This is a genomic window from Hydrogenibacillus schlegelii (genome assembly GCF_001653195.1).
Classification (GTDB): Bacteria; Bacillota; Bacilli; order Thermicanales; family DSM-22653; genus Hydrogenibacillus; species Hydrogenibacillus schlegelii.
Map to the genome: position 1 here is coordinate 1 of NZ_JXBB01000020.1, position 24,590 is coordinate 24,590.

The window sequence follows — 24,590 nt, forward strand, 5'->3', positions numbered from 1 at the left end:
GCCTGTGGAGACGGGCTCTGCGGCGGAACGCGGCTGGCCGCGGTCTACGAGCACCCCGCCGAAGAAGCAGGAAGCAACCGGGGCGGTATTCCTTCGATGGAATATTTGTCCATGAGTTGCGGAACGGTGCTGAAGGTAAGGGCGAAGACGAGTCGAAGGAGACGCCTGGTCCAGGTCTCGTTTAAAAGCTGGTTCACCGTCGGCACCCGGCCTTGCCCCACCCGCTGACCATAGCGGGCGGTCCACCACAAAAAGGGAAAGATTTTGGAAAGATAAGCGAGGATCGTCAGGCCAACCCAACCGAGCAGATACGCGCCGATCATAAGCGCGACCCACCGGACGGCGGTCTCGTGTCCCGGCTTTTCCCGGAGGAGCCATCCGGAAAGCACAAGGATCAACAAGCTCAGCGCCGGCAAGAGAACGTTGAGGCGTACGGCCAGTTGAATTCCGGGACCGGGATTGTTCTTATTGCGGGCGCTTTGGATCTGGCGGACATGGAGGGCGTACCCCAGGCTCGCAAGCCCCAAAAGGAGCGGGCCGACAAGCCAGAGGCGGCCCGGCCCGGCGATGAAAAAGGAGAACCCGCCGAAAAAGCCGCTCAAAAACCAGAGCGCGCTCGTCCACCGCCTGATCCCCAAAGGCACCCCATGGGCCAGAAAAAACATGCTGAGCAGCTTGTAACTAAACCCCGAGATCAAAAGCCCGAACCAGCCGACGCCGGCAAACCACATATGGGCGAGCAAAATAGGGGTGAGATGGGGCAGCTTGATCCATCCGGCGAGCGAAAGGCCCATCAGCCAGCCTAAGGTCGCCGCCATGACGAGAAAAAACGTTGCCCCCGCTACGGAAAAAATGACGGCGTCCCACTTCTTTGCCAGCCCCATGGTCATGCCCACATTGACCGCAAACAGGAGGACGCTGATCCAAACGAGTGTCGCAGCTAAAGCGATATCAGGCGGCCGGAAGTTCAAAAAGGCGACGAGGAGCAGGATCGTGCCCAGGGCAAAGAAGGCATAGTGGACAAATCCAAGCTTCCGGCTCCATATTTCCCGGCCGAGCACGACCGACAGCAACTGGTAGGTGGCTCCGAAGGCGATCATCAGCGCCCCGTCGAGCATGAAAAGATGCACGAAATAAAGGGCGCCGGGCGACTGAAGGTCCCTGAAGACCAAGGCCATGAGGGGCGTCCACGTCGAAACGGCATAGATCGCCGCACTCAAAAGACCGCTTACGAGAAACAAGAACGGCAGGGTGTACATGGCGTCCGTCTCCTTGCGTCTCCTTGTTTCACGGGTGGGCGGGGGGTCGTTTGGTGATGATCACGACGGCACTGCCGTCCGGCTGCTCCTCGATTCGATAGGGATAACCCAGCTGATCGAGTTCTTCGAGGAGAAAAACGGGGACGCGGTCGTTATGAATGACGATCTGATCTCCGGGGTCGGTCCGCTCGAGGGCGGCCAGTGTGCGCATCATCGGAAGGGGCGGCTCAAGGCCCCGGTTGTCGAGGCGGATGACCGAAGGCGCTCCGGCCGTCCCCGAAGTCGGCAGCCCGCCTTTCGGATGCTTGACGGTTTCCGCTTCGGAAGCCGTCTCCGCGCCCCCGATCGGCGCTTTCTCGCCGGCTTCCGCGAGCGTTGTTTCGCCATCCGTCCCCGACTTGACGCGCGCCTTGTTTCGACTGAACGCGATCAGCCAGTGATCGCGCGCTTTTTTCTGGACCGAGTAGTGATATCCTTTTGCCCGCATGAGGCCGAGGAGCGGCGTCGGCTTGAACGTCGTATGCAATAGGAGGACATCGTCAGGTTCGAGCCTGGCGACGTGCTCCATGATGAGTTGAAACGGTTCCAGCTTTTTGCGGAGGTAGGGTCGGACGTCGAGCTCGATCGTATTGGCCATCGCGCCCACCTTTTCCACGAACGATTATCGTTCTCTTTAAGTTTACCCGGAACGCTTCCGGAGCTCTGTGACATGGCGCACATTCTTGAGCGTAAGAAGCGTGCGCAAGGGAATGAGGCCGATGACGGCCAGAAGGCCGCTGATGACGGCAAGCATCCCGTTGAGCCGCCCCCCGTCGACCGGGAAACCCGACCAGATGGCGAGCCCCCACAGAAAGAGCAGGAACACCATGGCGAAAGACAGGAACATGTAGGCGTAAACGAAACCGCGCTCCGATGGGGCGGGCGACGTCGATAAGCCGGAGGTCGATCGGGCGGAGGGGGACGATCCGAGACGGTCGGCCACCAGCCCGAACCCAAAGAGGGACAAAAAAATGTAGGATGAGACGACGCCCAGTAAAGTTAAATGCAGGTAACCGATGATGATGGGACGGTTCGTCTCAATCATGGCCGCCACGATAGGGAACGAACCGATCCCTTCCAGCCCATACTTCATCATGATGGCTGCAACAAAATACAGAAACAACATGCGTAGCGAGGGAACAAGGAGCGACCGTAACATATGCGAAAACGTCTCACGCCAAAACAAAAACACGCCTAACCAAGAACCGAACGTTCCCAAGATGCCCAGAGCGATGAGCCATCCGGGCGGGTTCAAAAAGTAAATCTGCGGCAGGTAGGAAGGTAAAAATCCTGACATAAGAAGCAGCCAGGACAGTCTGAGACGCCGTTCATCCGGCGCAATCCCCTGTTCATGCAGGAATAACAGGAGCGTCCCGAGCAGGGAAAAGATCATCCAGCCATTGGATTGACTGTGCAGGTAAAAGTAAACGCCCGCGTGAAATAATCCTTCCCCGCCGATCTTTGCCGCCATCGATAGGGCAACCATGACGAGACCGACGGCTGAACTGACATAGAGAATGACGCCTGTTGATACGAACCGTACCGCCATACGACTCGTTTTTGAAACCGTGTGATGGCGGAAGTAGAGGATCGCAAACCATACGGACAAAACAACGGATAAGGTCGAAAAGGCGATCGAAATCGGGCCATAGGCCTGTGCCAGGAAGGCCAGGACAAGACCGGAATTGATGAACCACAGCGACCAGAAAAAGGGCTTGAATGCATAGAGGCGTTCACCTTGCTCAGGAAAGGAAAAAAAGATGATCAGGGCCATCAAGGCAACATTGGCCCAACCTAAAAAGGCGATGTGAGAGTGTGCATGAAGCAAGTGGATGTATGGAAGATCAGGGAACAGCGGGAAAATGAGTTTGAGGCGGAGGATCGTCCCCAGTGTGCTGAGAACGAGATAGAAAAAAAGCGCCTGAATCATCAACCGTCGCACCATCTGCGATGCCCTCCCTTCCAGCGGCGGGGATTTTGCCGGCCCGGAAGGCCGGCTTTTGACCGGGTCCCGGGATGCGGCGGGCCCCGTCATCCGATCGGAACCGGGGAAGGCCGCATCAGCCCCAGAGGCGCGGCTTTCCGATCATGAAGCCCATGATGAGAAACAGGACACCGAGATAAAGAAAGAGCGCCCGCCGAAGCCGCCGCTCGGCGCGGGCGACGTCGATCTGTCCCGCTTCCAACGCCCTGAGCGTCGGCGAAAACGCCCGGGCGAGGAAGAAGAGCGCGGCAAGCAGAATGGCGACCGAGGCGACGAGCCAGGGAGTGGTGAGCGGAAACCGCCCGACGATCCAAAGGAGCACGCCGGTGGCCACGAGAAGGTGGCCGGCGTGTTTTGAGACGCGGACGGCGAAATGAAAATCGTCGAGCCGCACCCGGCGGGCCTGGGGATCGTCGTCCCGGAGGCGCCGAAGATGCGGGATGAGGACCGCGTACGGACCGATGGAAAAAATGACGCTTGCGATGTGGAGATACAGCAGGATGGCATAGACCGTTCGCATCGGCTCCCCCGTTCCTCCGTGAAGGCCCGTTTGCCGGACGCGCCGTCGATATCGGCATAACTCCCGCCCATAGTATAACTCCGGTTCTATTCGGAAAGTGTGACGACCGTCACTTTCTCGGGGGCGAAAGCCCCGAGCCCGAAACGGCCCGCGCCCGGGGTCGAGCGCCGCCGGGGGCCGGGCGGTCAAGCTCTTTTTCGCCCGCCCCGTTCGCCGCGATTTTCGGGCCCCTTGATCGTCCCCTCCGGTCGTGCTATCATGGGGATGCTGCATGTGCCCGTAGCTCAGTCGGACAGAGCGTCTGACTACGAATCAGAAGGTCGGGGGTTCGAATCCCTCCGGGCACGCCACGGTCGGGATTTAGCTCAGTTTGGTAGAGCGCCTGCTTTGGGAGCAGGAGGCCACAGGTTCGAGTCCTGTAATCCCGACCACCCTGATGAAGACTTTTGAAGACTTTCGCCGCCGCGGCTTCGGCCGCGGTTTTTGCATGGCCGAAAAAACCGCGCCGGCCGAGGGGCCGGGAGTGAATGAATATACCGAGTTCTGCGAGATTGAGCCGCCGCCCCGCGCTTTTTAAACTGGAAAGCGGGCAGGGGGTCAAACCGCCCAAAACGGCGGATCCAAAAACGAGGAGAAGGCCGCTTCAAAAAAGGCGAACCGGCGGCCGATTGCGAAAGGCGCGGAGGGATGACGATGGATGTGGCCATCATCGGCGGGCGCCTCGACCTCGGCGCCGGACGACGCGGGGTCGAGATGGGGCCGGCGGCGATCCGCACCGCCGGCCTTCGAGAACATCTCGTCCGGCTCGGCCACCGGATCGTCGCCGACGAAGACGTCGCGCTGCCGGAGGGGGTGCCGGTCGACGTCGGCGATCCGACGGTGAAGTACGCCGACGCGGTCGCCGCCGTCGCGGCGCGGCTTTCCGAAACGGTGCGGGGACATCTCGTCGCCGGGGCCGTCCCGGTCGTCCTGGGGGGCGATCATTCGCTCGCCATCGGCTCGATCGCCGGCGCCGCGGCCGCCGCCAGCGGCCGCCTCGGGGTCATCTGGATCGACGCCCACGGCGACGTCAACACGCCGGAGACGACGCCGTCGGGCAACATCCACGGCATGCCGCTCGCCGTCGCCCTCGGCTACGGCGATGCGCGCCTCGTCGCCGTCGGCGGGCCGGGCGCCAAGGTGCGCCCGGAGGCGGTCGTGATGCTCGGTTTACGAGATCTCGATCCCGGGGAAAAGGCGTTCATCCGCCGCCTCGGCCTTCAGGCGTACACGATGCACGACATCGACCGCTACGGCATGAGCGCCGTGCTGGAGCGGGCGCTTTCGGCCCTGCCGCCGGTGGAGGCGCTTCACGTGAGCCTCGATCTCGATGCCCTCGACCCGAGCGACGCGCCGGGCGTCGGGACGCCGGTCCCCGGCGGCATCACGTACCGGGAGGCGCACCTCGCGATGGAGATGCTCTATGAGACGGGGCTCGTCCGCTCGGTCGACGTCGTGGAGGTCAACCCCATCCTGGACGAGCGGAACCGGACCGCCATTGCCGCGGTGCGGCTCGTCGGCTCGCTCCTCGGCGATCGCCTGCTGTAACCGGCGGGCGGCCGACATCGCGGCGCCCGAGCGACGGGCGCCGGCCCTTTTGGCCAAAGCGGCGCCCAAACGGCTGCCCGGATCTGCTACAATGCAGTCGTGTCGGAAGTTCGACCCTCGCCGAAGGGCGGGACGATCGCCAGACGGGGCTCTGGGCGGAAGAGACGGTAGGCGAAACCTCGGTGCGCCGGCGTGGCGACGAGCGGCGGGCGCGACCGGCCGGGCGGAGGAGACGGGTGTGTCGATCGGGTGGCTCAAAGATCTCTGGTTCGGGTACGTGAAAGACGCCGTAGACATCGTCCTGGTGGCGGCGGTCATCTACTATCTCATCCTCCTCGTCCGCGGCACCCGGGCGATGCAGCTGGTGAAGGGGCTCGTCGTCATCGTCGGCATCTGGCTTGTAAGCAGCGTCCTCGGGCTATCGACGCTCCGCTGGCTCGTCTCCCAGGCCTTCAGCCTGGGCGTCGTGGCGGTGCTCGTCCTTTTTCAACCGGAACTCCGCCGGGCCCTCGAGCACCTCGGCAGCGGGCAGATGTTTCGCCGGCGGGGCTTTCGCCGGGAAGGCGCCGTCGGCGAGGAGACCGTCGAGGCGATCCTTCAGGCCGCCGACTACCTGTCCAAGCGGCGGATCGGCGCCCTCATCGCCGTCGAACGGGACGTCGGCCTCAAAGAGTACATCGAAACCGGCGTTCCGCTCGGAGCAACGGTGACGAAGGAGCTCTTGATTCAGCTCTTCATCCCCAACACCCCGCTCCACGACGGCGCCGCGATCATCGTCGGCGACGCCGTCGCCGCCGCTTCCTGTTATCTGCCGCTTACGGAAAATCCGGCCATCCACCAATCCCTCGGCACCCGACACCGGGCGGCGATCGGCCTGAGCGAGGCGACCGACGCCGTCGTCGTCGTCGTCTCGGAAGAGACGGGGGACGTCTCGGTCGCCGTCGGCGGCCACCTCGCCCGGGGGCTCGGGGCCGAGGCGCTCAGGGCGCTCCTCATGGAAACGTTTGAGCTGGGCGACGATAAGCGGGCGGAACGCCGCTTTGCGTCCTGGGGCTGGAGGAAACGCGATGGATAAGTGGCTGGCGAACAACACCGTCGCCAAAGGCGTCGCCCTTGCCGTCGCCTTCATGCTTTGGTTTATCCTCCACACCGACTTCGGCGGCCGGACGGCGGAGGCGCCGCCGGTCTACGGCGAGCGGTGGCTGTACGACGTGCCGGTTCGGGTGCTCCATGACGACGGCGCCGAGGCGGAGGCGAAGCCGGAGCGGGTAAAAGTCCGGCTCTTCGGCACCGCCCAGGCGATGGAAGCGGTGCGGGCGGCGGACGTCGTCGCCGTCGCCGACGTCCGGGGCCGATCGACCGGCCGCCACGCCGTTTCGCTCCTCGTGGCGGGCCTTCCGCCGGGCGTCGTCGGGACGAGCGATCCCCGGACGGTGCAGGTGAACGTTGTCCGCCAGGGGGAGGCGCGCCTCCCCGTCGCCGTCCGCCTCGGCCGGCCGGAGGCGCCGGAAGCGTGGAAGGCCCTCCCGCCGGACGCCCGGGTGACGGTGACGCCTTCGGAGGTGCGCCTTTCGGGGCCGGAATCGGCCGTGCGGGCGGCCAAGGGCGCCTATGCGCTCCTTCCGCCGGAGCGGTGGCCGGAAGCCGAGGCCCAAGGGCGGCTTGGCGGGGTGGAGGCGCCGCTCGTCGCGGTCGACGCCGAAGGCCGCCCGCTTTCCCTCCGGCTCGAACCGGCGGCGGTCCGGCTTGACGTCGTCCTCGGGACGGTGACGGCCGTGCTTCCGGTGGAGCTTCAGCTCACCGGGGCGCCGGCGGACGGCTATCAGGTGCTCGCCGTCCGGGTGACGCCGGCGACGGTTCGGGTCAAAGGGTCGCCCGAGGTCCTGGCGAAGCTGAAAACCGTCCCGGCCGGTCCGCTTTCGATCGCCGGCGCCCGCGCGGACGTCGTCGCCAAGGTGCCCCTCCACCTGCCGCCGGGGGTGGCGTCCGCCGACGGGTCTCAAGTGGAGGCGGCGGTCGGCATCGGCCCCCGGGAAGGGGAGGCGACGTTTACCGTTCCGCTCAAGGCGCCGGCGCCGCCGGGCCACACCGTCGTCGTGCAGGGCGACGTCCAGTCGGTGGAGATCGTCGTGCGGGGAGACCCGTCGGCGGTTCAGGCGATCCGGCCGGAGGCGCTTCGGGCGGTCCTCCCGACCGCCGGCCTTTCTGCCGGGTCGTACACGCTGGCGCCGGCGATTGATCTGCCGCCGGGGGTGACGCTCGTCCGGATGACGCCGCCGGCGGTCGACGTCGAGATCCGGCCGGCGCCGGAAGCGGCCGAACCGGCCGTTCCGGCCTCCGGAGAGGGGAGCGACGGATCGCGGCGGCCATAAGCGGGCGGAAGGCGGGGGAGCCGGAAGCGAAACACGGTGAAGGAGTGACGAAAATGGGGCGATATTTTGGCACGGACGGCATCCGGGGCGTCGCCGGGCGGGAGCTTTCGGCGGCCTTTGCCCTGTCCGTCGGTCAGGCGGCGGGGACGGTGCTCGCCGCTCACGGGCGCCGGCCGAAAGTCGTCGTCGGGCGGGATCCCCGTCTTTCCGGGGAGATGCTCGAAGCGGCGCTCGTGGCGGGGCTCATGGCCGCCGGCGCCGACGTCGTCCGCCTCGGCGTCATGCCGACGCCGGGGGTGGCGTACCTCACCAAAGCCCTCGGCGCCGATGCCGGGGCGGTCATTTCCGCCTCTCACAATCCGGTGGAGGACAACGGAATCAAATTTTTCGGTCCCGACGGCTTTAAGCTGTCCGATGAGGACGAAGCGGCGATCGAGGTGCTGTTGGACGGCGATCCGGACCGGCGGGCGGCGCGGTCGGGGCTTGAGATCGGCCGGGCGATCGACCACTTCGAAGGGGGCCAGAAGTACCTCGCCTTTTTAAAAAGCGCCGCCGAGACGTCGCTCGAGGGGCTCACGGTCGTCATCGACTGCGCCAACGGCGCCGCGAGCCCGTACGCCGCCCGGCTGTTCGTGGACCTTGGCGCCGAGGTGAAGACGATCTTTTGCCAGCCGGACGGAACGAACATCAACGTCGGCTGCGGTTCGACGCAGCCGGAGGCGCTGGCGAAGGAGGTCGTCCGACTCGGGGCCGACGTCGGGCTCGCCTTCGACGGCGACGCCGACCGGCTGATCGCCGTCGATGAGACGGGCGAGATCGTCGACGGCGACTACCTCCTGTCGACGTTTGGCCTGCTTTGGAAAGAGGCCGGCCGGCTTTCGGGCGACACGATCGTTTCGACGGTGATGGCGAACTACGGCCTGGTGAAGTTCCTGGAGCGGCACGGGATTCGGCTCCTCATGACGCGCGTCGGCGACCGGTACGTCGTCGAAGCGATGCGGGAAGGCGGATACGTCCTCGGCGGAGAGCAGTCGGGGCACCTCGTCTTTCTCGACCGGGCGACGACCGGCGACGGGCTTTTGACCGCGGTGCTCCTCCTCGGCGCCCTCAAGCGCGCCGGAAAGCCCCTTTCGGCTTTCGCCCGGACATGGGAAAAGTATCCGCAGGTGCTGAAAAACGTCCGCGTCCGGTCGAAAGAGGGCTGGGAGGAGGAGCCGGCGATCCGGGAGGCGATCGCCGCCGCCGAGGCGGCCCTCGCCGGGGCGGGGCGGATCGTCGTCCGGCCGAGCGGGACGGAGCCTCTCATCCGGGTGATGGTCGAGGCGCCGGCGCCGGAGCAGGCCGAGGCGATCGCCGCCCAGGTCGCCGAGGCGATCGCCCGCGTTCGGGGGGAGTCGGTCGGCTGATGGGGCGGCCGGGTCCGGGCCGAGGCGATCGGTGGATTCGGCCGGCCGGGGGGAGGCGGTCGGTTGATTCGGCCGGCCGGGTGTGGTAAGGTGAAGGTACGATCACCGGCGCCTGGGCCGTCCCGCTTCGGCCGCCCGCCCCGGTGCCCCTTTGGGAGGGATGGCGATGAAACTCGATTGGATCGAAGCGAAGCTCAAGGAATGGGGCGAGGTCATCCTCCGCCTGGATTCTGGGGAGACGCTGGAACTTCACCTCGGCGACACGACGTTCGATCACGCGAACAACCTCATCCACTTTCGAAGCGGCGATGCCATCTATTATGTCGACGCTGAAAAGGTGGAAAGTCTCAAGATGCATCTGAGCCATTTTGACGCATAAGGTCGGGCCGGTACCGCGTTCGGCGCGTCGACCTTCGGCCCCTTCGGCCGGGCGCAAAATCGGCCTTCGGGCCGTCGGCCGGGGCGCCGTTCGATCGACCCGTTTTTTCGGCCTCGGTGCTTTATTTGCGCCGGGGTGTTTTTTTGTCGCAGAGGGTTGTCATTCGACCGGGAATGTTTATAATAACGGTGGTCCAGCACGACCGGGGAGGTGAGCCGGGGCGTTGGCCGAACCGATCATCCGCTTCGTCGAGGTGACGAAGCAGTACGACGTCGACCCGCCGGTGTTAAAGGGCGTGAGCTTCGAACTGGAACGCGGAAAATTTTACACCCTCCTCGGCCCGTCCGGCTGCGGCAAGACGACGATCCTTCGCCTGATCGCGGGGTTTACGAAGCCGACGTCGGGCGATATTTATTTTCACGGCCGCCGGATCAACGACGTGCCGCCGAACCGGCGCCGGGTGAACACCGTGTTTCAGGATTACGCCCTCTTTCCGCACCTCGACGTGTTTGAAAACGTCGCCTTCGGCCTTCGGATCCAACGGCTCAAGGCGGCGGAGATCGAGCGAAAGGTCGCCGAGGCGCTCAAATTCGTCAACCTGAGCGGCTATGAGCGGCGGAAGATCTCGGAACTTTCCGGCGGTCAGCGACAGCGGGTGGCCATCGCCCGGGCGATCGTCATGGAGCCGGAGGTGCTCCTGCTGGACGAGCCGCTGTCCGCCCTGGACTTAAAGCTCAGAAAAGCGATGCAGTACGAGCTTCGGGATCTGCAGCGGCGTCTCGGCATCACGTTCGTCTTCGTCACCCACGACCAGGAAGAAGCGCTTACGATGAGCGATGAGATTTTCGTGCTGAACGAAGGCCGGATCGAGCAGCGGGGGACGCCGAAGGAGATCTACGACGAGCCGAAGACGCGCTTCGTCGCGGAGTTCATCGGCGAGTCGAACATCGTTCCGGGGCGGATGGTCGCCGACTACCGGGTCGCCTTTGCCGGGACGGTGTTCGACTGCGTGGACCGGGGCTTTCGGCCTCATGAACCGGTCGACGTCGTTATTCGGCCGGAAGATCTGGAGCTCGTCCCGCCGGAGCGGGGCAAGCTGAAGGTGCGGATCGAATCGGTCCTCTTCCTCGGCGTCCATTACGAGATGATCGGCGTCGACGAGGCGGGGAATCGCTGGCTCGTCCACTCGACCCGGCGGGCCCAGCCCGGCGAGGCGGTCGGCCTCGACTTCGATCCGGAAGACATCCACGTCATGCGCCGGCCGGACGGGGCCCTGCCGGATCGGTCCACAGACGACGGGGCGGACGATCCGGAGCGTCCGGAGCGGGAGGAGCCGGCCTGGACGGCGCCGCCGCGCAAAGGGGCGGCCACGTGATCGGCGCGGGCGGCGTTTTGAACCCGCCCGGCGGCCTTTCCGGCCGCATCCGGCATGCGGCGCCGTCTCGGCGGTCGGTCGCCGGACGGAAGGACGGCGCGTCCGTTAGGGAGGCTCGAGGCGGGGACCGTGCGGGCAAGCCCGAAAAAACACGCGGACGCACCGGGCGGGACACCTGAACCGAGACCCCGGTTCCTGGAAGGAGGTGACGACCTGGTTCGGAGGGGTCCCGGCCTGAGATTCAGGGGGTTTTGCGAACCAGGTCAGAGATGGGCACGGCGCTCCGCTGGCTGCTTTTCGTTCCGTATGGGGCATGGCTTCTTATTTTTGTCCTCCTCCCCCTCGGGCTCGTCGTCGTCACTTCCTTACGCGACATCGACGGCGCCTGGACCCTCGCGAATTATGAGCGGTTTTTGACGCCGACGTATCTCGCCATGGCCGGGACGTCGGTCGGGTATGCGTTTCTCATCACCGTCATCACGCTGGCGGTCGCCTATCCGGCGGCGTATCTCCTCACCCGCACCCGGCAGAAGGCATTCTGGCTCATCTTCCTCATCCTTCCGTCGTGGGTCAATCTGCTCCTGAAGACGTACGCTTTCCTCGGACTCCTGGCCCTTCACGGGCCGGTGAACGCCCTTTTCCTCGCCGCCGGCCTTCCGGAGCGGCCGCTTCTGTTTACGGATTTCAGCTTTCTTCTCGTGAGCATTTATATTTTCATCCCCTTCATGATCCTGCCCATCTTCAACGCCATCGAGGAGATTCCGCCGGGGCTCATCGAGGCGGCTCGGGACCTCGGCGCCGGGCGGTGGGACGTCTTCCGGCGGGTGATCTGGCCGCTTTCGTTAGACGGCGTCCGGGCGGGCGTGCAGGCGGTGTTCATTCCGGCGCTGTCCCTCTTTATGATCACGCGCCTCATCGCCGGAAACCGGGTGATCACCCTCGGGACGGCGATCGAAGAGCATTTTCTCGTCACGCAGGACTGGGGCATGGGGGCGACGATCGCCGTCATGCTCGTCGTGATGATGGCGGCGGTGATGGCCGTCGTCGGCCGGAAGGGGGAACGGACGTGATTCGGGGCGCGCCTCCGGGAAAGCCGCCGGCGCCGGCGGAAGGCGGCCTCGGCTGGCTCGGCCGGCTGTATCTGATCGCCGTCTTCCTCGTGCTGTATGCGCCGATCGGGTATCTTTTTCTCTTTTCCTTCAACGAAGGCGGGCAGATGGTCCGCTTCACCGGCTGGACGCTCGAGTGGTATCGGGCGATCGCCGACGACAAGCGGCTCATCGCCATCGCCCTCACCACCGTCCTCATCGCCCTTCTTTCGTCGGCGGCGGCGACGGCCGTCGGCACCCTCGGGGCCATCGGGCTTTACGAGCTCCGGCGGCGGACGCGAGACGTGCTTTTGGTGCTCAACAACGTCCATCTGGTGAGCTCCGACGTCGTGATCGGCGCTTCGTTTCTCCTCCTCTTTACCGCCCTCGGCCTGCGCCTCGGCTTTACGTCGGTGCTCCTTTCCCACATCGCCTTTTCCATCCCGATCGTCGTGCTCATGGTGCTGCCCAAGCTGTACGAGATGCCGCCGACGCTTCTCGACGCCGCCCGGGACCTCGGGGCGGGGCCGCTGGACGTGCTGCGCCGGGTGATCCTTCCGTACATCTCTCCGGGCGTGCTGGCGGGCTTTTTCATGGCGCTCACGTATTCGCTGGACGATTTTGCGGTGACGTTCTTCGTCACCGGAAGCGGCTTTTCGACCCTGTCGGTCGAGATCTACTCCCGGGCCCGCCGCGGGATTTCGCTCGAGATCAACGCCCTGTCGGTGCTCCTTTTCATCGTGACGCTTCTTTTTGCCGCCGGGTACGCCGTCATCTCCCGGCACGGGGCGAAAATCCGGGGGGTGTTCGTCCGGCGATGAGGGCGATCGCAGGGCTGTACGGGTTTGTCGCCGCCGCGGCGCTTCTTCTCTGGGGCGTCCTCGCCGGCCTCGAGCACGCCGCCGGCGGGCCGGCGGACCGGACGCTCATCGTCTTCAACTGGGGCGATTACCTCGATCCGTCCCTGCTTCAGGCGTTCGAAGCGGAGACGGGCATCCGGGTCGTCCTCGAGACGTTCGACTCCAACGAAGCGATGCTGGCGAAGATCCGCCAGGGCGGGACGCCGTACGACGTCGCCGTGCCGTCGGAGTACGCCTTAAGCCGCATGATCGCCGAAGGGCTCGTCCGACCGCTCGATCCCGCGCTCCTTCCGAATCTGAAGAACCTGGACCCCCGGTTTTTGAACCTGCCGTTCGATCCCGGGAACCGCTATTCGGTGCCGTATTTTTGGGGAACGGTCGGCATCGCCTACAACCGGGAGGCCCTCGGCGAGGGGGCGATCCGAAGCTGGAACGACCTGTGGGACCCGCGCTTTCGGGACAGCATTCTCCTCATCGACGGGGTGCGGGAGGTGATCGGGCTCGGGCTTCAGAGCCTCGGCTACAGCCTGAACGACACCGATCCGGTGCACCTCGCCGAGGCGAAGGCCCGGCTGGACGCCCTGAAGCCGAACGTCCGGGCGATCGTCGGCGACGAGATCAAGTTCCTCCTTGCCGGAGAGGAGGCGCCGATCGGCGTCGTCTGGAGCGGCGATGCAGCGGAGGTGATCGACGAAAACGACGCCTTCGACTACGTCATCCCCGAAGAGGGATCGAACCTCTGGTTCGACAGCCTCGTCATCCCGACGACGGCCCGCAACGTCGCCGGAGCGCACGCGTTCATCAACTTTCTCCTCGATGCCGAGGTGGCGGCGCAAAACACCGAATACATCCTCTACAGCACGCCGAACCGGGCGGCCATGGCGCTCCTTCCGCCGGAGATTCGGGACGATCGACGTTTTTATCCCGACGACGCGACGCTCCGGCGCCTCGAGGTGTACCGGGACCTCGGCCGGCGGACGCTCGCCGCCTACAGCGAGCTCTATATGGCGTTTAAGATGCACCGGAAGTAGGGTCCATCGGGCCCGCGGAAGGGGGCAAGTCCGCCGCGGCGCCGGATGCGGCGCCGGATGAAAATAGGCTGAAAATCAGTGAAAACCCCTTGCCAAGCCGTTCGCGAGGGAGTATGATGAGGATCGACAACCGGCCTAATCCCGGAAGGCAGGGCCTGCCCCCCTTCCGGGAGCGGGGGACCCAACGGATTGGGGTTAATCCGGGGCAACCCGGAGGGGCGTGATCTCTGCCGTCCTACCCGTCAGCTAACCCCGTCGGCCAGGCAGAGAAGCTTCCGGGCGGAAAGGGCCGCTCGGCGCCAGGGTGAGCGTGACCCGCTTGGCCTCGGGTCCACGCCGGGCCCGTCGCCGGTGGCGCCCGTGCCGTCCGCCCGAGCGACCGCGCGAGGACCGATCGGTCGAGACCGGTTCCTTTGAAGCTTCCGAGCTTTGAAGGGCGGGCTTGGCCGATCGTTTTGTTTTGGGGGGATGGAGCGGAAGGGCGCTTTTTTCCATCGCCGGCCATGCTAAGGAGGGGCCGGAATCGACGGTGCGCGGTCCGGCGACCGCATTTTAGAACAAAGCGGCTTTGAGCCCAGAAAGGAGCCGGAAGGCGATGATGGATCTGGGGATGGCCCTCCTTTCCCTCGTCTGGTTCGGGCTGTTTTTGGGCCTCATCCGGTACGCCGACCGGGCTTAGGCGGGCGCCTGGCCGCCGGTCGATCGTTCGGTCCGAAAGGAGCGGATCAGGGTGGTGGCGCTTCTCGCGGTGGCGGTGCTCCTCATGGGATACCTCGTCTACGTGCTCGTGCATCCGGAGCGGTTCTGACGGACGATCCGGACGGATGGCCGCGGTTCATCGTCGAACGGCCACGGACCTCTAAAGGAGGCGCATGTTTCGGTGAAGCCGGATCTTTGGGCCGACCTCGTGCAGCTCGTCGTGTTCGTCGCCTTGGTGACCGGGCTCGCCGTCCCGCTCGGCGGTTACCTGGCCCGCGTGTTCGGCGACGGGCCGGCGCCGGGGGACCGGTTTTTCCTGCCGCTAGAGCGGGCGATCTACCGCGTCGCGGGGATCGATCCGGAGGCCCGGATGGACTGGCGGGCGTACGCGACGGCCCTCGTGGTGACGAACTGGATCATGATGGCGCTCATGTATCTCGTCCTCCGGACCCAGGGGGTTCTCCCGCTCAACCCCGATCGCATCGGCAACATGCCGGCGGATCTCGCCTACAACACCGCGGCTTCGTTCATCACGAACACGAACTGGCAGGCCTACAGCGGTGAGACGGCGATGAGCACGCTGGCCCAGATGCTCGCCATCATCTATCCGATGTTCACCTCGGCGGCGACCGGCATCGTTGCGGCGATCGCCTTCGTCCGGGCCCTCACCGGCGTGCGCCGGGATCTCGGCAACTTCTTCGTCGACCTCGTCCGGGCGCACACGCGGCTTCTCCTTCCGCTCGCCTTCGGCGTGGCGCTCCTCCTCGTCGCGGAAGGGGCGGTGCAGACGTTCGAAGGATCGGTCGTCGCCCGGACGTTCGACGGGGGGACGCAGGTCATCCCCCGGGGCGTCGTCGCCGCCTTCGAGTCGATCAAGCACCTCGGGACGAACGGCGGCGGCTACTTCGGCGCCAACGCCGCCCACCCGTTTGAAAACCCGTCGCCGGTGACGAACCTCGTCCACATGCTGTCGATGATGCTCATCCCCTCGGCCCTGATCTTCGCCTTCGGGCGGATGATCGGAAACCGCCGGCAGGCGTGGGTGCTTTTCATCGCCGTCTTCTTCCTCTTCCTCGTCATGTGGAGCGTCGTCTACGGAAGCGAACGGTACGGCGTCCCGGAGCTGGTCCGGGCGGGGCTCGTCGGCGGCAACATGGAAGGGAAGGAAGTCCGCTTTGGGCTCTTCGGCTCGGCCCTCTTCACGACGGTGACGACGGGCGCCACGACCGGCTCGGTGAACGGCATGCATGATTCGCTCACGCCCCTCGGCGGCTTCGTGCCTCTTTTCCAGATGATGTTGAACAACGTCTTCGGCGGCGACGGGGCGGGGCTTTTGAACATCCTCCTCTACGTCATCCTGGGCGTTTTTCTCACCGGCCTCATGGTCGGCCGGACGCCTGAGCTCTTCGGAAAGAAGATCGAGACGAAGGAGATGAAGCTCGCGGCGATCGCGCTCCTTGCCCATCCGTTCATCATCCTCGTTCCGACGGCGATCGCCCTCGCCCTGCCGGGCCCGCAGGCGTCGATCGCGAACCCCGGCTCCCACGGCGTGAGCGAGGTGCTCTACGCCTACACGTCCGGGGCGGCGAACAACGGCTCGGCGTTCGCCGGCCTCGACGCCGACACGGTGTTTTACAACACGACGATCGGCTCCGTCATGCTGCTCGGCCGCTTCGTGTCGATCATCGCCCTCCTCGGCATCGCCGGATCGCTGGCGAAAAAGACGCCGGTCGCCGCGGGCGCCGGGACGCTTCGGACGGACACGCCGCTCTTTGGCGTCGTCTACCTGCTCACCGTCCTCATCCTCGGCGCGCTGGCCTTCTTTCCGGTGCTCGCCGTCGGGCCGATCGCAGAACAGCTGGCGATGCTGAAGGGGTGAGCGGTCTTGAAAAAAGCGACGGGCAAATCGCCCTATTCGCCGGCGCTCCTCCGCCGGGCCGCCGTCGACGCGTTTCGCAAATTCGATCCCCGTCAGATGGTGAAAAACCCGGTCCTCTTCGTCGTCGAGGTCGGGATGGCGATCGTCTTCCTCCTCGTCCTCCGGCCGGATCTCTTCGGCCCGTCCGGCGCTTCCCGGGGGTATAATCTCGCCGTCTTTCTCATCCTGGCGGCGACGCTCTGGTTCGCCAACTTCGCGGAAGCCGTCGCCGAAGGCCGGGGGAAGGCCCAGGCCGAAACCCTCCGCCGGACGCGGACGGAGACGATGGCCCGCCTCCTTCTGAAGGACGGGACGACGAAGATGGTCCCGTCGTCCGAGCTGAAAAAGGGCGATCTCGTCCGGGTGGAGGCCGGGGAGATCATCCCGGCCGACGGGGAGATCGTCGAGGGGCTCGCCGCCATCGACGAGTCGGCGATCACCGGCGAAAGCGCGCCGGTGATCAAGGAGGCCGGCGGCGATTTTTCCTCCGTCACCGGCGGCACCCGGGTGCTCACCGACTGGATCGTCGTCGAGGTGACCGCCGGAAAGGGCGAGTCGTTCCTCGACAAGATGATCGCCCTCGTCGAGGGGGCGAAGCGGGAAAAATCGCCGAACGAGATCGCCCTCACGACGCTCCTGGCGGTGCTCACCCTCATCTTTCTCGTCGTCATCGTCACCCTCGTCCCGATCGCCCGCTACCTCGGCGCGGACCTCGATGTGGCGACGCTCGTGGCGCTCCTCGTCGCCCTCATCCCGACGACGATCGGGGGGCTCCTTTCGGCGATCGGCATCGCCGGCATGGACCGGGTCGCCCGCTTCAACGTCATCGCCCTGTCGGGGAAGGCCGTCGAGGCGAGCGGCGACGTCGATACGATCATTCTCGACAAGACCGGGACGATCACGTACGGCAACCGAATGGCGAGCGAATTCATTCCGGCGCCGGGGGTCTCCGAGGCGGAGACGGTTGAGGCGGCGTACCTCTCCTCGCTGTATGACGAGACGCCCGAAGGCCGCTCGATCGTCGACCTCGCCCGGAGGAAAGGCGGCGAAAGGCCGGCGCCGGCGGGGAGCACGCCGATTCCTTTCAGCGCCGAGACGCGCCTTTCGGGCCTCGTCCTTCCCGACGGCACCCGCCTCGTCAAGGGCGCCGTCGACGCCGTCCGGCGGGAGCTCGAGCGGGTCGGCGGCCGGGTTCCGGACGCCCTTCTCAAGCGGACCGACGCCATCGCCCGAAGCGGCGGCACGCCGCTCGTCATCGCCGAACTGAAGGCCGACGCCGGCCGGGCCCTCGGGGCCGTCCACCTCAAAGACGTCGTCAAGCCCGGTTTGAAGGAGCGTTTCGCCGAGCTTCGGGCGATGGGCATCCGGACGATCATGGTCACCGGCGACAACCCCCTGACGGCGGCGACGATCGCCCAAGAGGCCGGCGTCGACGACTTTGTCGCCGAAGCCAAACCGGAGGACAAGATCACGATCATCCGGGCCGAACAGGCGAAGGGCCGCCGGGTGGCGATGACCGGCGACGGGACGAACGACGCGCCGGCCCTCGCCCAGGCGGACGTCGGCCTGGCGATGAACTCCGGCACGATGGCCGCCAAGGAGGCGGCGAACATGATCGACCTCGACAATGACCCGACGAAGATCCTCACGGTCATCGCCCTCGGAAAGGAGCTCCTCATCACCCGCGGGGCGCTGACGACATTTTCCATCGCCAACGACATCGCCAAGTACTTCGCCATCCTGCCGGCGATGTTCGCGGAGGCGCTGCCGGAGCTTCAGCCCCTCAACCTCATGCGCCTCGCTTCGCCGACGACGGCGGTCCTTTCGGCCCTCATCTTCAATGCGATCATCATCCCGCTCCTCATCCCGATCGCCCTCCGGGGCGTGACCTTCCGCCCGACGACGGCGGACCGGCTCCTTCGGCGAAACCTCCTCGTCTACGGCCTCGGCGGGATCATCGCGCCGTTTGTCGGCATCAAGCTGATCGACCTCCTGCTCGTCGCCTTCGGCGTCCGGTGAGAAGCCGGCGCGACGCCAAAACACGTGAGGCCGCGCCGGGACGTCCGACGGTGGTTTCGGATGGCGGCCACGACCGGCAAAGCGGCTTGGATCGAAAGGAGATCGGCGATGGTAAGACAGGCGTTCGGCCTCTCCCTCGTCCTCTGGGTCATCACCGGCCTCGTCTACCCGGCGGTGACGACGGTCGTCGCCCGGGCGCTTTTTCCCCACCAGGCGGCCGGGAGCCTCATCGTCGACGCGGACGGGACCGTCCGGGGTTCGTCCCTCATCGCCCAGCCGTACGCCGGCGACGGCTGGTTCCACCCCCGGCCACCGGCGGGCGAAGCGTACGATCCGCTCCACTCCGGCGGGACGAACCTTGCCGTTGCCCGGCCCGACTACCAGGCGGAAGTCCTGCGCCGGATGGACGCCGTCCGGAAAGAGGCCGGCGATCCGGCGCTTCCGGTGCCGGCGGACCTCGTCACCGCCTCCGGCTCGGGCCTCGACCCGGACCTTTCGCTGCCGGCGGCCCGGGCGCAGGTGCCGCGCATAAGCCGCGCCACCGGCATCCCCGAGGCGGAGCTTCTGGCCCTCATCGACCGCGTCGCGCTTCCCCGGGAGCTCGGCCTCTTCGGCGAGCCGCGGGTTAACGTGAACGTCCTGAACGAAGCGCTGCGGGCGCTTCTCGCCGGGCGGCGGTAAGCCCGGCGGCCCCACCGGTGGAACGGGTCGCCGGGACGGCCGTCCCCGTCGCGGGTCGTCGGGACGGCCGCTCCCGCCGTGCGCCGCCTTCGGTACAATAATGAGAGAACCGAAGACGTCCGAAGGCCGGACGCGCGAAGGAGGGGCGGCGGTGGCCGAAGCGGCGGAACGGCGGCGGAAGTCGCCGGAGCAGATTTTGAAAGAGATCGAGCGGTCGAAGCGGGGGTACTTCAAGCTTTACATCGGCGCCGCCCCCGGCGTCGGCAAGACCTACACGATGCTCCGGGAAGCGAACGACATGCTGGCCGAAGGGGTCGACATCGTCGTCGGCGTCGTCGAGACCCACGGCCGGAAGGCGACGGCGGAGCAGATCGGCGCGCTTCCCGTGCTTCCGCTGAAGCCGATCGAATACAAGGGACGAACCTTTTACGAACTCGACGTCGAGGGCGTGATCAAGCGCCGGCCCCAGTTCGTCATCGTCGACGAGCTGGCCCACACCAACGTCCCCGGCTCAAAAAACAAAAAGCGCTATGAGGACGTGCTGGAGATCCTCGACGCCGGCATCAGCGTCCTGTCGACGATGAACATCCAGCACCTCGAAAGCCTGCACGACATCGTCGAAGACCTCACCGGCGTCAAGGTCCGGGAGCGGGTGCCGGACTGGATCCTCGACGTGGCCAACGAAGTCCAGCTCGTCGACCTCCCGCCGGAAAAGCTCCTCGAGCGCCTCAAAGCGGGAAAGATCTACCGACCGGAAAAAATCCCCCAGGCGCTCGAGCATTTCTTCCGACCGACGAACCTCATCGCCCTTCGCGAGCTCGCCCTCCGGGAGCTCGCCGACGACGTCGACGAACGCCTCGAAGAATACCGGGAGGACGACGGCGCGGAAGAAGTCGCCGGCGCGAGCCCGAAAATCCTCGTTCTCGTGAGCGACGGCGGCAACGCCGAGCGGCTCATCCGCCGGGGCTGGCGGATCGCCCAGCGGATGAAGGCGGAGCTTTTTATCCTCCACGTCCCGACGAAGCCGGCGGATCGGCTGTCGGAGGCGGAGCGGAAAAAACTCCGGGAAATCGAGGCGCTGGCGAAGATCCTCGGCGGAAAGTTTTTCATCCGCGCTGCCGGCGGCCGGCCGGTGATCGACGTCATCGTCGAGTTCATCAAGGAAAACGCCATCACCCAGGTCGTCCTCGGCCAGACGGGGATGAGCCGTTGGCAGGAGATCCTTCGCGGTTCCCTGGCCAACCGCATCATGGAGCGAACCCGCTTCGTCGACGTCCTCATCGTCGGAAACGGCCAGGAAAAAACCCGCTGAAGGCGGAAGAACGGCAAAAAGCGACACCCGGGAGGTGCCGCTTCGAGGCGGGAATGGACGATTGCGGAATTTGAACCTTGATTCTTTTGCGCTTTTCGGGTCGGCGTCCTCGCTTACCCGTAGTACGGCGTGATCGGCTGGCCGGTGAGGCGCATGTACCAGACGTTCAGATCGGCGATCCGGCGGGCGACGGCGACGGCTTCGTCCATGGCGGCATAAAACGCCTCGCCTTCCTGTTCCAGCGCCGACCGGTACAGCGTCTCGTACCGGGCCTCCAGAGCCCGGATCCGGTCCGGAATGAGGCCGGCCGCCCGCTCGAGGCGAAGGAGCGTCTCGGCGTCGGCCGTCTCCGGACGAAACTCGTTCGGCGATGCCTCGGGAAGTTCCAGCTCCAGCTCCGGGTCATAGACAAAACTTGCGCTCCGCATGCCCCTCTCCCCTTCCCGCCGCTTTCTGCGGTGTTGCTTTTGTTATATCACAAATCCGAATGAAGTTCAACTGGATTAGAACAGAAACGGACCGGTCTCGTCATCTCACTTTAAGATTGATTTTATCGAGCGGTTCTTTTGTTTCGATGCGTCGTCTTTGATACGATGGGAACGACGCGAACAAAGTCGCCGGCCGCGCCGGGACCGCTTTCGGCCCGGGCCGGCCGGAACAGAGGCCGGCGCCGGAAGACGGGACACGGAACAAGAGAGGCCCTTCGGAGAGAGAAAGACCTCTCAAGGGCGGAAAGCCGAAAAAAGGAGTGGAGGTCATGCTGGAAGGACTGGTCACGACCGCCGATGTGGCGGCGGCGGAGCGGTACGTCGAGGACGTGCTCACCCGGACGATCGAGCGCTCGCCTGGCGAGCCGGAATTCCATCAGGCGCTGACGGAGCTGTTGCCGACGCTCGTTCCCGCCCTGGCCGCTCATCCGGAGTACCGGCGCCTCGGCATCCTTGAGCGGCTCGTCGAACCGGAGCGGATGATCACCTTTCGCGTGCCGTGGGTCGACGACGCCGGCCGGGTGCAGGTGAACCGCGGCTTTCGCGTGCAGTACAACAGCGCCATCGGGCCGTACAAGGGCGGTATCCGCTTTCATCCGACGGTGAACGCGAGCATCATCAAATTTCTCGGCTTTGAGCAGATCTTCAAAAACGCCCTCACCGGCCTCGCCATCGGCGGCGGCAAGGGCGGCGCCGACTTCGACCCGAAGGGGAAGTCGGAGATGGAAGTGATGCGCTTCGCCCAGAGCTTTATGACCGAGTTCTACCGCCACATGGGACCGGACGTCGACGTCCCGGCGGGGGACATCGGCGTCGGCGAACGGGAGGTCGGCTTTTTGTTCGGCCAGTACAAGCGCATCCGGGGCGGTTTTGAGGCCGGCGCCTTCACCGGGAAGGGCTTGGGCTACGGCGGGAGCCTCGTCCGGAAGGAAGCGACCGGCTACGGTTGCGTCTACTTTGTCGAGGAGATGCTCCGGACGCGGAATCGGTCGTTTGCCGGGAGCCGGGTCGTCATCTCGGGATCCGGGAACGTCGCCCTCTACGCCGCCGAAAAGGCGACCCAGCTCGGAGCGACGGTCGTGGCGATGAGCGACTCCGACGGCTACGTCGTCGACCCCGACGGCATCGACGTGGCGCTCATGAAAAAGATCAAAGAAATCCGCCGCGGCCGCGTTCGGGAGTACGCCGAGGCGCGGCCGAACGCCCGCTACGTCCCCCGGAGCGCCGAGATCTGGACCGTGCCGTGCGATATCGCCCTGCCGAGCGCGACGCAAAACGAGCTCGACCTCTCCGGCGCCGAGGCCCTCATCGCCGGAGGCGTCGTCGCCGTCGGCGAGTGCGCCAACATGCCGACGACCCTTGAGGCCATCCGGCGCCTCAAAGAGGCGGACGTCCTCTTCGCGCCCGGGAAGGCGGCCAACGCCGGCGGCGTCGCCGTCTCGGCGCTGGAGATGGCGCAAAACAGCATGCGCCTTTCGTGGACGTTCCAAGAAGTCGAAGAAAACTTAAAGCACATCATGCACTCCATTTTCCGGACGGCGCTCGCGACCGCCGGCCAGTACGGTGTCCCGGGCGACCTCGTCGCCGGCGCGAACATCGCCGGCTTCCTCCGGGTCGCCAAGGCGATGGCGGCGCAGGGGGTCATCTGAGGTGGTCGTTGTCCGAAGAAAACTGCCCGTCGTTCTGAAACTCTGCTTGTCGTTCGCGGAACTCCGCGCGTCGTAAGGAAGGATCGCGGCGCCGGCGCCGGCTTCAGGCGGCCAAAGCCCGGGTCCTTGAGAAGCTCGATCGCCGGATCCGGCCCATGGAGCACGCCTGACGAAAGCGCTGGCCAAACTCGATCTCAAAGAAGGCATCACCGTCGCCGTCCTCGGCGATGTGACCGGCCTGCGCCGCTTTGCCAGAGCCGGGAGGAACGGGAAAACATGCGCTCCACCGCCGTACGCTTGCGGTACCCTCGCGCCCATCTCGCGCTCCCGCGTGCAATCGCGAAAAAAAACGCCGATCGACGTCCATCCGAATGCGCCATCCCCTCGCCACGGGGCACCGGGTCACTCCGGCACAGGAGAGGCCGCAGGCCTTGGCCGGACACCGCATTTTCAGCGATCCGCGCTTCTCTTCCAAGCCTCCTTCGGCCATGGTTCGCAGGGTCCCCGTTTCTGGACCCAGGCAGAACCCGCGGCCCCTTTTGCAAAGGAGATGATCACCATCCGTCTTCTCTGGAGCGGCAAAGATCTCTTCATGCACATGCTCATCATCGGCCCGCCTCGATCGGGGAAGACTTCGATCATTCTCAAGCCCATGATCTATCAGCTCTTTAAACTCAAAGCCCGCGGCGTGCTCCGTTAAAGTCCCAGGTAGAGGAAGCCTCTGGTGACCTCTGATCCAGGATGTGACGTGGCATTTCGTGCGGGCGGTGATGGCGCTCGACGATGCGGTCTCGGCCGGTCTCATCGATGACCTCGGCCACTTTTGAGGAGCGAACGGAACGAGGCTCTGATCCGTAATGATATACAGACGGCTGGTCTATAATTGACGTGTTCGTTCATCGCACAGTCAGACGGAGCTTTGAACCGGAAAACATCCGGTGAAGGGCTCCGTCGTCGTATTTTATTTGCGCTCCTGGTGGGTCTTTTTTCCTATGACTATCTTTTTTCCTATGACTAATGGAGGATTGACTTATGGATGATTGATGGATCGAGCGCTCGAAATCGGCGATTGTAAGCGTTTTACTCGGTGATTATTAAGGGATTGTTAATCCTTTATTAAGGATTTATTAAATTTATAGAGTAGGCTAAATGACCCATTGACAGCCATTTTTTTGCCCTTAAAATCAACTTTAGAAATGGACAAGTCAGGAGCCGAAAAAACGCAAAACGGATGAGGAAAGGTGAAACAAGGATGCTCCCGAGCGAGCGCCGGGCACGAATCCTGCTGCTTTTATCTCTGGTGCTTGCGGGTTTTGCGGCGCTGCGCGTTTATCAGCAGATGCAGGATGTGACGGAACAGCTTGGGGGCCTGGTTCCGATTTACGTCGCGGCCACCGACATTGCGGCCCGAGAGCCGATCACGAAAACGATGGTGATGACGATCAGCATTCCGAAGCGATATGTGCGGGAAGAACACGTGACCGATCTGTCGGAACTTGAGGGAAATACGTCGCTCATTCCGTTGCGCAAAGGAGAATGGATTTCCAAAAGCATGTTGAAGCCGGCTTCATTTCTGGACAATGCCCGTCTGCGCCTCGTGCCGGTGGATGCCAGTGAGAAAGTCTACATCGATCCTTACTTGAAACCGTTCGATCGGGCGGATCTGTTGATTTCCCGGAAAGTCGACGGCGGAAGTCCACAGACGGTCATCTTCCGCACCGACTTGGAGGTGGCCGATGTCACCGAGGGACCAGAAAACAAACCGGCAAAACGGGTTTATATCTCCGTCCCGCTCGAAGTCGTGTCCGGTATCATGTGTAAAAACGGATGGTCCAGGTAACATAAAATGAGCCATCCGGCCCTCTTTGGTAGAATGTGAGACGGAGAAGAAACCACTTCACCAGGAGGGATACCGGATGGCTCA

Annotated in this window: 23 protein-coding genes, 2 tRNA genes and 1 riboswitch; of the genes, 20 read left to right on the forward strand and 5 right to left on the reverse strand. The window is 64.9% G+C overall.

The genetic code is table 11. The features are described 5' to 3' along the window. Positions 1 to 44 precede the first annotated feature (44 nt). The 4 genes from SA87_RS06580 to SA87_RS06595 all read right to left on the reverse strand — a co-directional run bounded on the left by SA87_RS06580 (position 45) and on the right by SA87_RS06595 (position 3,802). Positions 45 to 1,259 carry a hypothetical protein gene (locus SA87_RS06580; RefSeq protein WP_066201014.1) on the reverse strand — a complete coding sequence of 405 codons (1,215 nt, stop codon included), beginning with the start codon at positions 1,257 to 1,259 and terminating at the stop codon, positions 45 to 47. Positions 1,260 to 1,287: 28 nt separating this feature from the next. Further along, a complete protein-coding gene (locus SA87_RS06585) occupies positions 1,288 to 1,914 on the reverse strand; it encodes a DUF2249 domain-containing protein (protein ID WP_245637669.1) in 627 nt (208 codons plus the stop codon). Between the two features lie 24 nt (positions 1,915 to 1,938). Then, positions 1,939 to 3,243: a hypothetical protein gene (locus SA87_RS06590; RefSeq protein ID WP_066201016.1), complete on the reverse strand. Its 1,305-nt coding sequence runs from the start codon at positions 3,241 to 3,243 to the stop codon at positions 1,939 to 1,941. A gap of 115 nt (positions 3,244 to 3,358) precedes the next feature. Next, the gene (locus SA87_RS06595) at positions 3,359 to 3,802 is read right to left on the reverse strand and encodes a hypothetical protein (protein WP_066201018.1); all 444 of its coding nucleotides are present in this window, start codon (positions 3,800 to 3,802) and stop codon (positions 3,359 to 3,361) included. Between the two features lie 273 nt (positions 3,803 to 4,075). Here SA87_RS06595 and SA87_RS06600 point away from each other — a divergent pair. From SA87_RS06600 to SA87_RS06675, 17 genes are all read left to right on the forward strand, one after another. Beyond that, positions 4,076 to 4,152, forward strand: a tRNA-Arg gene (locus tag SA87_RS06600). Between the two features lie 4 nt (positions 4,153 to 4,156). Beyond that, positions 4,157 to 4,233, forward strand: a tRNA-Pro gene (locus SA87_RS06605). Positions 4,234 to 4,238: 5 nt separating this feature from the next. Further along, a complete protein-coding gene (locus SA87_RS13500; RefSeq protein ID WP_169816923.1) occupies positions 4,239 to 4,379 on the forward strand; it encodes a hypothetical protein in 141 nt (46 codons plus the stop codon). Positions 4,380 to 4,495: 116 nt separating this feature from the next. Then, positions 4,496 to 5,389, forward strand: a complete 894-nt coding sequence (gene rocF / locus SA87_RS06610) for an arginase (protein ID WP_066201058.1) — start codon at positions 4,496 to 4,498, stop codon at positions 5,387 to 5,389. A gap of 244 nt (positions 5,390 to 5,633) precedes the next feature. Then, a complete protein-coding gene (gene cdaA, locus SA87_RS06615; RefSeq protein ID WP_066201061.1) occupies positions 5,634 to 6,464 on the forward strand; it encodes a diadenylate cyclase CdaA in 831 nt (276 codons plus the stop codon). Beyond that, positions 6,457 to 7,761: a CdaR family protein gene (locus SA87_RS06620; RefSeq protein ID WP_066201020.1), complete on the forward strand. Its 1,305-nt coding sequence runs from the start codon at positions 6,457 to 6,459 to the stop codon at positions 7,759 to 7,761. Before cdaA ends, SA87_RS06620 begins: the two co-directional genes overlap by 8 nt. Positions 7,762 to 7,814: 53 nt before the next feature. Then, on the forward strand, positions 7,815 to 9,167 hold the full coding sequence (gene glmM / locus SA87_RS06625) for a phosphoglucosamine mutase (RefSeq protein ID WP_066201023.1): 1,353 nt from the start codon (positions 7,815 to 7,817) through the stop codon (positions 9,165 to 9,167). 166 nt (positions 9,168 to 9,333) lie between these two features. Continuing rightward, positions 9,334 to 9,546 carry a hypothetical protein gene (locus tag SA87_RS06630; protein WP_066201025.1) on the forward strand — a complete coding sequence of 71 codons (213 nt, stop codon included), beginning with the start codon at positions 9,334 to 9,336 and terminating at the stop codon, positions 9,544 to 9,546. A 223-nt stretch (positions 9,547 to 9,769) separates the two neighbouring features. Then, the gene (locus SA87_RS06635) at positions 9,770 to 10,921 is read left to right on the forward strand and encodes an ABC transporter ATP-binding protein (RefSeq protein ID WP_082910496.1); all 1,152 of its coding nucleotides are present in this window, start codon (positions 9,770 to 9,772) and stop codon (positions 10,919 to 10,921) included. Positions 10,922 to 11,190: 269 nt separating this feature from the next. Then, the gene (locus tag SA87_RS06645; protein ID WP_066201030.1) at positions 11,191 to 11,991 is read left to right on the forward strand and encodes an ABC transporter permease; all 801 of its coding nucleotides are present in this window, start codon (positions 11,191 to 11,193) and stop codon (positions 11,989 to 11,991) included. Positions 11,992 to 12,056: 65 nt separating this feature from the next. Next, positions 12,057 to 12,830, forward strand: coding sequence for an ABC transporter permease (locus SA87_RS06650; RefSeq protein WP_066201064.1), 774 nt, complete (start codon positions 12,057 to 12,059; stop codon positions 12,828 to 12,830). After that, positions 12,827 to 13,900: an ABC transporter substrate-binding protein gene (locus tag SA87_RS06655; protein ID WP_066201033.1), complete on the forward strand. Its 1,074-nt coding sequence runs from the start codon at positions 12,827 to 12,829 to the stop codon at positions 13,898 to 13,900. The genes SA87_RS06650 and SA87_RS06655 overlap by 4 nt, the downstream gene beginning before the upstream one ends. Positions 13,901 to 14,022: 122 nt before the next feature. Beyond that, positions 14,023 to 14,176, forward strand: a riboswitch (cyclic di-AMP (ydaO/yuaA leader). A gap of 457 nt (positions 14,177 to 14,633) precedes the next feature. Next, the gene (gene kdpF / locus SA87_RS14380) at positions 14,634 to 14,708 is read left to right on the forward strand and encodes a K(+)-transporting ATPase subunit F (protein ID WP_415579297.1); all 75 of its coding nucleotides are present in this window, start codon (positions 14,634 to 14,636) and stop codon (positions 14,706 to 14,708) included. 72 nt (positions 14,709 to 14,780) lie between these two features. Continuing rightward, entirely contained in the window at positions 14,781 to 16,478 is a 1,698-nt protein-coding gene (kdpA, locus tag SA87_RS06660) for a potassium-transporting ATPase subunit KdpA (protein ID WP_066201036.1), read from the forward strand. Between the two features lie 6 nt (positions 16,479 to 16,484). After that, complete coding sequence (gene kdpB / locus SA87_RS06665; RefSeq protein WP_066201038.1) at positions 16,485 to 18,536, forward strand: potassium-transporting ATPase subunit KdpB; 2,052 nt, start codon at positions 16,485 to 16,487, stop codon at positions 18,534 to 18,536. Positions 18,537 to 18,644: 108 nt separating this feature from the next. Next, positions 18,645 to 19,217 (forward strand): potassium-transporting ATPase subunit KdpC, encoded by a 573-nt coding sequence (gene kdpC / locus SA87_RS06670; RefSeq protein ID WP_066201041.1) that lies wholly within the window; start codon positions 18,645 to 18,647, stop codon positions 19,215 to 19,217. 151 nt (positions 19,218 to 19,368) lie between these two features. Next, entirely contained in the window at positions 19,369 to 20,529 is a 1,161-nt protein-coding gene (locus SA87_RS06675; RefSeq protein ID WP_066201044.1) for a universal stress protein, read from the forward strand. A 113-nt stretch (positions 20,530 to 20,642) separates the two neighbouring features. Here SA87_RS06675 and SA87_RS06680 read toward each other — a convergent pair whose 3' ends face one another. Further along, a complete protein-coding gene (locus tag SA87_RS06680) occupies positions 20,643 to 20,957 on the reverse strand; it encodes a hypothetical protein (RefSeq protein WP_066201047.1) in 315 nt (104 codons plus the stop codon). 329 nt (positions 20,958 to 21,286) lie between these two features. On the opposite strand from SA87_RS06680, the gene gdhA reads away from it, so the two are divergent. The 3 genes from gdhA to SA87_RS06690 all read left to right on the forward strand — a co-directional run bounded on the left by gdhA (position 21,287) and on the right by SA87_RS06690 (position 24,506). Beyond that, complete coding sequence (gdhA, locus tag SA87_RS06685) at positions 21,287 to 22,666, forward strand: NADP-specific glutamate dehydrogenase (RefSeq protein WP_066201049.1); 1,380 nt, start codon at positions 21,287 to 21,289, stop codon at positions 22,664 to 22,666. Positions 22,667 to 23,216: 550 nt separating this feature from the next. After that, a complete protein-coding gene (locus SA87_RS13160; RefSeq protein ID WP_156423577.1) occupies positions 23,217 to 23,366 on the forward strand; it encodes a hypothetical protein in 150 nt (49 codons plus the stop codon). Positions 23,367 to 23,918: 552 nt separating this feature from the next. Continuing rightward, the gene (locus SA87_RS06690) at positions 23,919 to 24,506 is read left to right on the forward strand and encodes an SAF domain-containing protein (protein ID WP_066201052.1); all 588 of its coding nucleotides are present in this window, start codon (positions 23,919 to 23,921) and stop codon (positions 24,504 to 24,506) included. The last annotated feature ends 84 nt before the right edge of the window (positions 24,507 to 24,590 follow it).